General features: G+C 53.1%; 10 protein-coding genes. 8 read left to right on the plus strand and 2 right to left on the minus strand.

From position 1 onward, the window contains the following. Positions 1-68: 68 nt before the first annotated feature. On the minus strand, positions 69-266 hold the full coding sequence (locus AC6T8Q_RS19520) for a hypothetical protein (protein WP_500680674.1): 198 nt from the start codon (positions 264-266) through the stop codon (positions 69-71). Positions 267-924: 658 nt separating this feature from the next. Here AC6T8Q_RS19520 and AC6T8Q_RS19525 point away from each other — a divergent pair. Further along, positions 925-4,674 (plus strand): hypothetical protein, encoded by a 3,750-nt coding sequence (locus AC6T8Q_RS19525; protein WP_500680675.1) that lies wholly within the window; start codon positions 925-927, stop codon positions 4,672-4,674. A gap of 40 nt (positions 4,675-4,714) precedes the next feature. Next, positions 4,715-6,253, plus strand: a complete 1,539-nt coding sequence (locus AC6T8Q_RS19530) for a DUF1559 family PulG-like putative transporter (protein WP_500680676.1) — start codon at positions 4,715-4,717, stop codon at positions 6,251-6,253. Positions 6,254-6,328: 75 nt separating this feature from the next. Here the strand turns inward: AC6T8Q_RS19530 and AC6T8Q_RS19535 are convergent, their stop codons facing one another. Beyond that, entirely contained in the window at positions 6,329-6,796 is a 468-nt protein-coding gene (locus AC6T8Q_RS19535; RefSeq protein ID WP_500680677.1) for a GNAT family N-acetyltransferase, read from the minus strand. Positions 6,797-7,026: 230 nt separating this feature from the next. Between AC6T8Q_RS19535 and rplU the strand changes: the two genes are divergently transcribed. The 6 genes from rplU to AC6T8Q_RS19565 all read left to right on the plus strand — a co-directional run bounded on the left by rplU (position 7,027) and on the right by AC6T8Q_RS19565 (position 10,394). Beyond that, positions 7,027-7,341, plus strand: a complete 315-nt coding sequence (rplU, locus tag AC6T8Q_RS19540) for a 50S ribosomal protein L21 (protein ID WP_496921074.1) — start codon at positions 7,027-7,029, stop codon at positions 7,339-7,341. A gap of 124 nt (positions 7,342-7,465) precedes the next feature. Further along, the gene (locus tag AC6T8Q_RS19545) at positions 7,466-7,678 is read left to right on the plus strand and encodes a type II toxin-antitoxin system HicB family antitoxin (RefSeq protein WP_500680678.1); all 213 of its coding nucleotides are present in this window, start codon (positions 7,466-7,468) and stop codon (positions 7,676-7,678) included. 35 nt (positions 7,679-7,713) lie between these two features. Beyond that, on the plus strand, positions 7,714-7,902 hold the full coding sequence (locus AC6T8Q_RS19550) for a type II toxin-antitoxin system HicA family toxin (RefSeq protein ID WP_500681014.1): 189 nt from the start codon (positions 7,714-7,716) through the stop codon (positions 7,900-7,902). A 9-nt stretch (positions 7,903-7,911) separates the two neighbouring features. Then, positions 7,912-8,946, plus strand: a complete 1,035-nt coding sequence (locus tag AC6T8Q_RS19555; RefSeq protein ID WP_500680679.1) for a class I SAM-dependent methyltransferase — start codon at positions 7,912-7,914, stop codon at positions 8,944-8,946. A 95-nt stretch (positions 8,947-9,041) separates the two neighbouring features. Then, the gene (locus AC6T8Q_RS19560) at positions 9,042-9,764 is read left to right on the plus strand and encodes a metallophosphoesterase family protein (RefSeq protein ID WP_500680680.1); all 723 of its coding nucleotides are present in this window, start codon (positions 9,042-9,044) and stop codon (positions 9,762-9,764) included. Between the two features lie 150 nt (positions 9,765-9,914). Next, positions 9,915-10,394: a TspO/MBR family protein gene (locus AC6T8Q_RS19565; RefSeq protein WP_500680681.1), complete on the plus strand. Its 480-nt coding sequence runs from the start codon at positions 9,915-9,917 to the stop codon at positions 10,392-10,394. The last annotated feature ends 117 nt before the right edge of the window (positions 10,395-10,511 follow it).

A 10,511-nucleotide genomic window follows, 5' to 3' on the forward strand; every position in this document is an offset into this window, starting at 1 on the left:
TTCAGAGCAAGGTAAATACCGCGCCAAAAGATCAGTGTCAAAAATTATCGAGAGAACTAGCACTTTTCTTATTCATGATGAATCTCGCCGCGATCTTGATCACTGCCGTTTCCATTTAAATCGAGAAAGCCCTTAAACGAGCGCCGCTTCAAGCTATGCAAGGACTCGCCTTCTCGAAAGATCCAAAAAATTGCCCGTGCCTTCAGGTCTTTGAAATCGAGGAATGTTGATTGCAGACACTTGCTTCCAGAAATAAATATTTCCATGGTCTAGGTCCGTTTAATACCTAGAGCCATCAGACATTTGCTTGTCCGGCCTCGACAGTAAAGTATCCCCAACTTGCCCTTTCACGATTTCTTAAATAAGTGTGCAAGTAGTTCAGGACGCTCCTCTTAGGGCCGTTTTTGGGGGGGCAAATCGCAGCCTTGAAGCAAAACAACCGCCCCGAACGAAAATTGGAAATCTCAAATGAGTGGGGCATAAACTGATTTCCCCACATCATGACTGCATTAGAATGGACTGCTACTCGCCCAATAGGATATTGCTCGTCAAGTTTTCCAATCCCATCATACGTACGTTAAGAATTTCAATGACAATTAACGCCAGAATTGATCAACGACAGGGAAGTTTTTCAACAATTAAGGTAGGTGGAGTCGCAGCCGCAATCGCGTTTCTGCTCGTTATAGTCATCGGAACCCTTTTCTTCTCTGGCAATCGGATGAGCTGGAATCCGAAGGTCGCGCAGTTACCGAGGTCGCACAATTTGAACCCGAAGGTTCCACGCCGGAGCCTGTGGTTGAAGAAGCACAACCAGACCTAGATTCGCAAGCCGCGGCACCCACAGCCGAGCCGACGAGTACCGCCGATGTGGCTCCACCTAATGCTCAATCTACCGCAGTTGAGTTCCCTGAAGGGCCTAACTCCGTGGTTCAAACTCTTGTTGCCGAAGCCGGAACGCTGCCTGGAATGAATATTTATCGGTTCCCCTTTTCGGTAAAACACGCGGCATACGATGAGGGCACGGGGCATATGATGGCCCTAAAGCCGGAGGGGCATAAGGCGTTGATACTTAAAATTGACGAGCGAGTCGAATTGGTATCTGAGATTGAGACTGTGCGCAAACCTTATCATGTCATTGCCAAGAAGTACCAAGGAAAATCTCTATTTATCGTCAGCGGCGAAGACACTAATCAAATCAAGATTCACGACGCGCGCGACGGGAAGCTTGTCGGAACGGTCGTAGCGCCGGGTCCCATCGTCTATCGAATGCAGACAAGTCGCAACGAGAACGATCCCTTTGTGTATTACACATGCCGACTCGAAAAAGACGGGCCCGAGCAGATCCGCCGTTTTCACATAGGTGAGTTGCGAGATGACGGTCGCATCAAGCTTATTGGAAGTTCCTATGTCATCTCTGCTTACGGCGATCTCTTGTATGGCGCCCGAAATCCTACAAACTCACGATCAGCTGATTTTGACGCGTGGAGGATCCTCGAAGGCCCGCGATCGACGGCTTCGAAATCCAGTGGAATGGCGCCCATTGAGCTGGACTTACTCGACTACGGCGATAACGCCAGGATAGACGGACTTTCGGTCGACCCGCATCAATGCTATGGGAAATGCTTGAATCTTTCATTCGCACATTTGGAGATCGTGCAGGCTGCTAACCATTTGAACACGAATTTTTTCTTTCCAGGCAAGCCTTGGGTATTTGCATTCGAGTATGTCTATGGCCCTGGACTCATCAAGAACGATTCGCTGGACGTGTCCTCAACAAATGCTTTCGGCTCACTCGTGAAAGTACCCCTGCCCCGTGGTTTTTTGTCGGAACTCCCGAACGACGACCATTCAACGTACTATACATTTCTGCAACGTGATCCCACTTATCGCTTTCGTTTCTTTGCTGATGCTCAACGCGAGCGTATCGTGATGTCTGCCGAAGATCGGCTTATTACCCTGCCGCTTAGCGCATTGGATCTTCCGGAGCAGCGCACGCTTGCGTTTGATTTGCACGTTCCCCAAGTTGTATTGCCGGGTTCGAGTGTTTCGGTACCTATGCAGGTGTATGACGATCACCAATCAAAGACCAAACTCGTGACACACCCGCCCGGAATGGAACTCACAGAAGATCTGCTTACGTGGCAACCCCGAGAGGAGCACGTGGGCCGACACGAAGTGGTGATCGAGCGCTCGCATGGTGACGCGCTGCTGGTCAAGAAGTTTGCCATCGACGTCCGACGCGAATCGATCGAGACTCCTTTTGCCGCTCACAATGTGTCGTTGTCCAACGATGGTTCGATGGCCGTGGTTTGGGGCAACGTTCCCGACGATAAGGGTAGAAATCGAAACGAGCTTTTGACCGAACTGGCGGTTGTGGACTTGGCAAAACGCGAGGTGACGGCTCAACGAACGATCGAACAAGGCATTCAAGCGGCAGCCATCGAGGGCGAGAATGTTTATGTGATCACTCGGTCCAAGTCCTCAAATGGCGAGGCTGCACCGCTCGAGTTGCTGCAACTGCTGCCAAAGGATCTAACTCTTGTCAGCAGTACTGACGCTAGATCAAACGGTAGTTCGAATATTCCCCTTACCGTTGTGGGCGGTCGTTATTTGCTGGCGGGCAATAGTCGATTTGAGCTTCCAGGATTTCAAGAATTGCCGGTACCGGTGGCAAATCAAGGTCAATCAGGGTCGCATGAGGATGGCCTAACCGACAGGGGTTGGGTCTGGGACGGCGTTCTCTGGGACGAAGAATTCCGTAAGCCACAATTGTTACTCGGTCCGCCGTCGTTTGCCCAGCTAGGCGCTACTCCAGGCGTACAGTACCACGAGTCCCGCAAGTTATTTACCTGGGGACGTCAAGTTTCGAATCAGAGCGTGAACACTTTTTTGAATCGTCAAATTTTATCGGGGCGAGATCAGAGCGTCCTTGCCGTTTCGAACAATGCTCCAGTGGCTTTTTGTCTGTTAGGGCAAACTAGCAGAGATGGCAATTCTGAATCAACGATCACAGTTCATCGGCTTAAAGACGGTAAGCAAATTGGAGCCTACGTGCTTGCGAGAAGTTCGTTGCAGAACACTACTGCAGTAGCGATGCAACTGGCGGGCGACAAGGGCCTGGCGTGCGCCAATGGAAAGCTGTACGACTTTTCTGCGAAGGCATTAATTCCAAAACCGCAAGCGGCTCCGTTCCGGATTGCGCCGTTGCAGTCAGAATTGCTGCTTAATCCAACGCGCGCAGTCGCAGTTGAATACAAAATATTGGATGGAACCCCGCCTTTTGACGCCACATTCACGATTGGCGGCGAACGGATCAATCTGCCCCCCGGGGGTAAGGTTATTGCGAAGTTTGGTGGTAGGGAGCTCTATGAGAACGTCTTACGCAGCGTCGGGAACTCGACTTGGCCGCGTTTTGACGAAAAAACGGCTTCTGATCCGGAGCAACAAATGCTCGCGTACGTCGATGCGGTCACACCTCAATTCAAGCAAATTGTCGGACGCAATCCACGGGGAGTTCCGATTGCGATTAACGCCCATGTCGAGGTCAAGGACAAGGAGCTTCTGTCGGCAGAGTTGCAGCACGTATTTCTCCTGGAATTATCAACTGTCGATGTGCTGAAAAAAATTGGCGGTGACCCACGAACTTCGTTGGCACGCTCGTCAACAAGAGATAACCCCCGTGAAGATGCACCCGTCGACAAGGCCAAGCAAAGAGAATTGGATCTCGCCCTAGCGTTGGATTATTCCAACTCTTTTCGCAGAAACCATAGACATAAGGAACTTGATCCAAGCGAATACGAGGCAGCTTGGGCCAAGGCGGCGCAACCCCTGCAAGAACTGTTGGCTGCTGAGATCGCGGATTTTCGGAAATCAAGCCTGACACGAGTTCGCACCTGGACGGACCGCAAAGGACGTACGACGGAGGCTTCGCTCAAGAGTGCTTTTGCAGACGATGTCGTTCTATCTTTAAAGCGTGGTGGTGATGTGACAGTTCCGTTGGAGAGATTTTCCGACGCCGATCAGAAGTTCCTCCAAGAGAAAGGCGAAGATCCCTCAGGTGTCAGCTTGGCGGCAATCCGAATGCGCATACTCCTTAGGGCCATTCATAAGCACGTGGGTCGCACGGGTGCCTTCCCCCCCGCCTATTTGGTAGATGAACAAGGAAAGCCCCAATTGAGTTGGCGCGTGCTGCTGCTGGAAGATCTGGGAGCGGGAGAGATACTCAGTTTGTTTCGCTTAAATGAGCCGTGGGACAGCAAGCATAACCGCAGATTGATAAAGATGATGCCTGCAGTCTTTGGCGATTCTTCCAGCGAAGGAGCTCAGGGGGCCAGCGATTTGCTAGCTCTCACGTGCGATTCATCGTTGTTTGCCAAGGAGCGACCAATGGCGGCCAACCAGGTTAAGGAACCGCTTGACTCGGTCGTGCTGATCACAAAAGCAGATGCAAAACATGGAGTCGCTTGGACTCAACCGAAAGATTTACTCGTGCGAGTCACGAGCAGTCCTGCGCGGAAGCTTACACTCTTTGGCGATCGGCACTTGGTCGGCCTTGCCAATGGTGCCGTGCGGACCGTTCCCTCCGATGCCTCGTCAAATGAATGGTACGAGGCGATCGACGCTAGCGATGGGAAGACCCCTACTATCCAGTTCGGTAGCGTGTTCGACCGATGAGCCGGGATAAAATTTCTAATTTTATAATGAGTTTCGTTTAATGGCTAAGACAAATAGTTCGCGTGTCTGGGTGATCGCCATCGGAGCCGGTCTCGGATCTGCACTTGGTCTCCTTGTTTTGATCGCAGGTTCTTATTATCTCGAGCCTGCAACAAAGGCCCTTCCGCCATCGCCCAGTGAACTAGGAAGTTCCGAGAGTACTCCAGCTGTGAAACATACAGAACCGGAGAGTTCACAGCAGATTACAGAGCCTACGGAGCAAGTCGCGGCGGCCCCCTCGCAGCAGGTTGCTGAACCTTCCTTGCCGACGGTCGACCCAGAACTGGTTGAATCGGTCGAAAAGAAGTTGAAAGTCATTTCACTTGCGCTACTCAATTACCACGACACGCATCGGGCTTTTCCGTCGCGTGCACCACGACGAGGCCAGAAACCAGTGCTACTGTCGTGGCGGGTCCAGATTCTGCCCTTTCTGGAGCAGAAACCTCTTTACGACATGTTCCATCTCCAAGAGCCTTGGGACAGCCCCCACAATCGCGCATTACTCGACGCAATGCCTGAAGTCTTTCGCGTTTTCGAAGACGAAAAATACGTGACCCACTTCAAAGTATTTACTGGCGACGGGACGATGTTTCCGATGCAGTCAGCCTCATCGTTTGCGAGTTGTCGTGACGGCACGGCGAATACACTGTTGGCGGTTTATGCGGACAGCACGGTGCCTTGGACACAACCGGACGACATCGAGTTCGACAAAGAATTACCTAAGACCGATCTAGGCACTCTGAATGGTCTGTTTCGAGGAGTTTTGGTGGATGGATCGCCGCTGGTGCTGCCAGAAGGGGTTGCCGGTGATACTGTGTCGGCGCTGGTTACGCCGCGGGGAGGTGAGGTTGTCGATGGCCATGGACTTTACCGCCGCTATTCGAGTGCTACCGCCAAAGGCGAGGCGAATGCCGATCGCAGGCACGAAACGATGTCGCGATTAAGAACGTTGGCGATGGCGATGCACGACTATCAGGAAGCCCGCAAAGGCTTTCCACCTGCCTGGTCTGAGCAAGTGCCTGACAGCACGCATTCGGGACGCCCACCCGTGAGTTGGCGAGTTTTGTTATTGCCTTATCTCGAGCAAAAAAATCTCTTCTCCAAATACGACATGAAGAAGAAGTGGGACCATCCAGACAATCTTGCTTTGCTGGATGATATGCCATCGATTTATCGTCACGAAGATGATGCCGAGGGTCACACGACACGCATCCAAGTTTTCTCGAATCAGGGGGCAGTGTTCGAAATGGATCCTAATCCAAGGCCAGGGGTGAGTCGAAGAAACCGAGTCACCTATCAATCCCTACGGAACCGCGCCGGCCAAACTGTTCTTTTCGTGGAAGGAGGCTCCGAAATGGCAACCCCTTGGACGAAGCCTACAGCTGTGGAAATGGACCTGGAAAATCCGTTAGCACAACTCGGCACGCTCGATCCGCGGGGGTTCGGCGCAGCGATGGTCGATGGTTCGATTCAGTGGCTCACACCGGATCTCGAACCCGCGACTTTTCGTTCAATGGTTCTTCACAACGATGGCGAATAGCATTGTTCTGAGGTTACAAAGATCGCGCCTAGTTTGATCTTGTTTCGATGATTAACGAAATTCTGTTTCGCAGTTTCATTCAAGGCTCTTCAAATCCAGCGTCATGAAAACACTGTTCGGATCGAGTCGATAGTCGGCGAATGGCTCACACTCGATAAAGCCGTGCTTTCGATAAAGTGATCGCGCGGGTTTGAAATATTCCCACGAGCCTGTTTCCAGGCTGAGTCGAGTCATGCCTTTCTCGCGAGCCGCGGCGATGATGTGGCGGAGCAGGGCACTCCCCGCGCCAGTGCCACGCTTGGTAGTGACCACGTGCATCGATTTCACCTCGCCATGATCCGGCGTGAGTGTTTTGAGGGCGCCAAAGCCAACGAGGAGTTCCTCGTCCCAGAGGGTCCAAAACTCGATCTCCGGCGACTGCAAGCCACTCATGTCCAAGGCATGAGCGCTGCCCGGCGCGGTTTGCTCCCTCGCACTTGAGAGATGGAAATGAAGGAGATCGATGACCTGCGGATCACTCAGGTCGCCCGGGTGGATATTCATAATTTTGCTCCGTGGTGCCAGTGTAGCGGCGAATACAGCAGGGAATGATGAAAACTCCAGGTGTTTTAACGAGAAAATGCACTTTAGGGCCGTCCAATTGCCCCCTCGACAGGGCGGGCGGGCTCCGGTAAATTGTGGAGTTTGGCGATTCATCTGGGCCCTTGCAGGGACTGCCGTTCCGCCAGCATTCATCGTTTTTGTTGCAATTCTTAAGTAGTGAGTTATTTGCCATGTACGCAATCATCTTGGATGGTGGACGACAATTCAAAGTCGAAGAAGGTCAGGAACTTACCATCGACTTCCGTGATTTGCCGGCCGGTGAAAAGCTCACGTTCGATAAGGTGCTGGCGATCTCGACCGGCACGGGCGACTTGAAGTTGGGTGCCCCCACCGTGGCCGGCGCAAGCGTAGCCGCCGAAGTGATCGGCGCTGACAAGGGCGAAAAGTTGGTGGTGCAGAAATTCCGCCGCCGCAAGAATTCACGCCGCAAGACGGGCCATCGCTCGGTGCTGACGCGGGTCAAGATCGGCAAGATCACGGGCTAGGCTTTACCGACGCTCATAGATGGCCTGTGATGATTCCTAAGTGGTCGATTCGATTGTTGACCGAGCAAGTTCTTGGTCGATAATCGAGAAAGTAGCCCCAAGGCGTTTTTCACATGGCTTTTTTATGCAAAAGTTCACAGCCGTCATCGAACATTGCCCCGATACCCAACTTTATGTGGGTTACGTTCCTGGCTTTCCTGGCGCTCACTCTCAAGCACTGACTCTCGACGAATTGCACGCCAATTTAATCGAGGTGGTGGAGATGTTGTTGGAAGACGGGGCACCAACACTTGAATCTGAGTTTGTTGGTATTCAAACCTTGGAAGTGGGTGCGTAGTGTCGACCCTGCCAGTACTCAAGCCGCGCGAAGTTGTGGCCCGGCTAGAGTTTCTTGGGTTTGTGGAAGTGCGTCAAAGAGGTTCGCACAAACAATTTCGTCACTCCGATGGAAGATGTACGACGGTTCCATTCCATCAAGGTCAAGACATCTCGCCCATATTGGTGAGGAAGATTGCACGAGACATTGGAATCTCTGCCGAAGAACTTGTTGCGGCGAAGTGAGGCAGGAAATTGAATTCACCTCTTCCTCCACGACCGGCCGAGCAACGTGCTCTCGAAATCGCTCGCACGTTTGCTGGCGAGCGAATTCTATGTATCAGTGTTGGTCGCGCGCAGGCTGCGCGTGAATTGGCCGTCGAGCGTTCGCAAGCTCAGGTTGTTTGTTGGTTTATTGATCAACATCAGCAACGCTTGGCAGCCGGGGACGAACACGCAGCGAATCTCTGCTTTATTTGCGAGCCGGACTTTCCAGCGCAGGAATACGATCTCTCGGTGCTGCCGTTCTCGATGCGTGGCGAGGCGGAGCTCACCCGCGAGCTGCTGCAGACGGCTACGGAACGCTTGCGAATTGGCGGCAAGCTGGTTGCCGCGGTCGATAATCCGAAAGATGAGTGGTTGCGTGAGCAATTGGGCGCGTTGTTCAAAAAGGTGACCAAACATGCGTTGGCTGATGCGGTTGTTTACGTGACGACCAAGCAGGAGCCGCTCAAGAAGCTAAAGGACTTTCGTGCGGAATTTGTATTTCGCGATGGCGAACGCTTGATCAAAGCCGTTAGCCGTCCCGGCGTGTTTTCGCATCGCCACGTCGACCCCGGCGCGCGGCATTTGTTCGAGGCCGCAACAATTCAACCCGGGATGCGCGTCTTGGATATCGGCTGCGGAGCAGGCACGGTGGCCCTCGCTGTCGCCGCACGCGAGCCAAGTGCCCAGGTGCATGCCGTCGACAGTAATGCACGGGCGGTCGAATGTACGCTAGTAGGTGCCAAGCTCAACGAGCTCGTTAATGTAACAACCGAACTCAACGCTTCAGGCGAATATGCCGACCCAGGCACGTTTGATTTGGCGCTCGCGAACCCTCCTTACTATGCCGACTTCGAGATTGGTCAACGATTTATCGATGCGGCACGACGGAGCTTGAAACCGGGCGGTCAGTTGTTGCTCGTGACGAAAAGCCCGCGTTGGTACGAAGAGTACTTAGAAGCCGAGTGGCGTGAGGTCGAGATCACGCCGAGTAAGCGGTATTTTGTGGTGAGTGCTCGGCGTTGAGTATTTTACGATCTCCACCCGTGCAATTCGGTTTGCCTCGTGCTATCTTGTGCACACTTTTCAAAGGCGAATCACACTGACCAATAGGCAGCTTTATGGACAATCCGTCGGGGCGGCTCATTGCCATCGGCGACGTGCATGGCTGTATTCACGCGCTTGATACGGTGATCGACGCGATTGCCCCCACGTCGCAAGACCGCATCGTGTTTCTGGGCGACTTGGTCGATAACGGACGGAACAGCCGGGAAGTGCTGGAGAAGATTGCTGAGTTGCAGGGGATCTGTGAGGTGGTTTTGATCCAAGGCAACCACGAAGAAATGATGCTGGCCGCGCGGGAAAGCGAAGAGGCGTACCGTTTTTGGGACAGTTGCGGGGGCGCGACAACACTTACATCTTATCAATTTCCGGGAAAGCTGAGCGACGTGCCGGCCGAGCATTGGGCGATGCTAGAAAGTTGTGTTCCGTATTATGAAACAGAAGACATCATCTTCACTCACGCGAACTATCTGCCCGACGTGCCGATGGATCGTCAACCGAAACATTACTTGCGCTGGACGTTGCTCGATCCCAACGAAATGCACCCGCACATGAGCCGCAAGCCGGTGGTTGTGGGACATACTGAGCAGAAGGAAGGCGAGATTGTCGATCTTGGTTTTGCCATGTGCATCGACACGGCTTGTTGGAGGTATGGGTGGTTAACGGCGATGGATTGCCTCACGGGCGACATCTGGCAGGCAAGTCGGTGGGGCGTGATGCGCGAGCCACAGGAAAGCTCTCATCGTGAGCGATTGACGCAGATTTTTGCGAGCCATGGGTGAAGTTCGGCGAGCTATTGCGGCTTGTGCCATAATTGGCAGAAGATTTGCAAGTTCCTTGAGCGGTATTCGCTAGGTGTAATTTTTTTTCTCTGAAAAATCTTTGAAGCCCCTCACCTAGCCCCTCCGGGGTACCGGGAGGGGGATATTACCATGAAAAACTTATTAGGCTTGATCGGCTGGATCGCGATTTCGTTTGTTGCCGCGGGCCTTGGCGGCGCTGCGTCTGTGAATGCGCCGGACTTTTATCGCGATTTGACGCTCCCCGCGTGGGCACCGCCGGCCTGGGTCTTTGGGCCTGTGTGGACGGTGCTGTACTTGTTGATGGGAATCGCGGCGTGGCTGGTGTGGCGCGAACTCGGTTTCGCGGGAGCGAAATTGGCGCTCACTTTATTTCTGGTGCAACTGGCGGCGAACGCACTTTGGAGTTGGCTCTTCTTCGGCTGGCAGCAAGGGTTGTGGTCGTCGGTGGATATTGTGCTGCTGTGGGGATTGATCGTGGGGACGATCATTACGTTTTGGCGAATCAAACCGCTGGCCGGAGCCTTGTTGATTCCCTATCTCGCGTGGGTGTCATTTGCCGCGGTGCTCAACGTGGTGATCTGGCGGACAAATCCGCAACTGCTGGGATAATTCTTGCCAAAAAACGATGCTAGCATCTTCGGATGGAAATCGCTCACCGTGGTGATTGTGCTGCCAAATGGTCTTTGAAGAAGTCAGCGTCGGCCTGGGGTTTTGTTCTGAAGCGAT

The sequence above is a fragment of the Bythopirellula sp. genome, assembly GCF_041737835.1.
In the GTDB taxonomy this organism is placed as follows: domain Bacteria; phylum Planctomycetota; class Planctomycetia; order Pirellulales; family Lacipirellulaceae; genus Bythopirellula.

Coding starts and splice junctions, on each gene's coding strand:
- AC6T8Q_RS19520 (WP_500680674.1), bottom strand. CDS start 266: ATGGAAATATTTATTTCTGGAAGCAAGTGTCTGCAATCAACATTCCTC.
- AC6T8Q_RS19530 (WP_500680676.1), top strand. CDS start 4,715: ATGGCTAAGACAAATAGTTCGCGTGTCTGGGTGATCGCCATCGGAGCC.
- AC6T8Q_RS19535 (WP_500680677.1), bottom strand. CDS start 6,796: ATGAATATCCACCCGGGCGACCTGAGTGATCCGCAGGTCATCGATCTC.
- rplU (WP_496921074.1), top strand. CDS start 7,027: ATGTACGCAATCATCTTGGATGGTGGACGACAATTCAAAGTCGAAGAA.
- AC6T8Q_RS19545 (WP_500680678.1), top strand. CDS start 7,466: ATGCAAAAGTTCACAGCCGTCATCGAACATTGCCCCGATACCCAACTT.
- AC6T8Q_RS19560 (WP_500680680.1), top strand. CDS start 9,042: ATGGACAATCCGTCGGGGCGGCTCATTGCCATCGGCGACGTGCATGGC.
- AC6T8Q_RS19565 (WP_500680681.1), top strand. CDS start 9,915: ATGAAAAACTTATTAGGCTTGATCGGCTGGATCGCGATTTCGTTTGTT.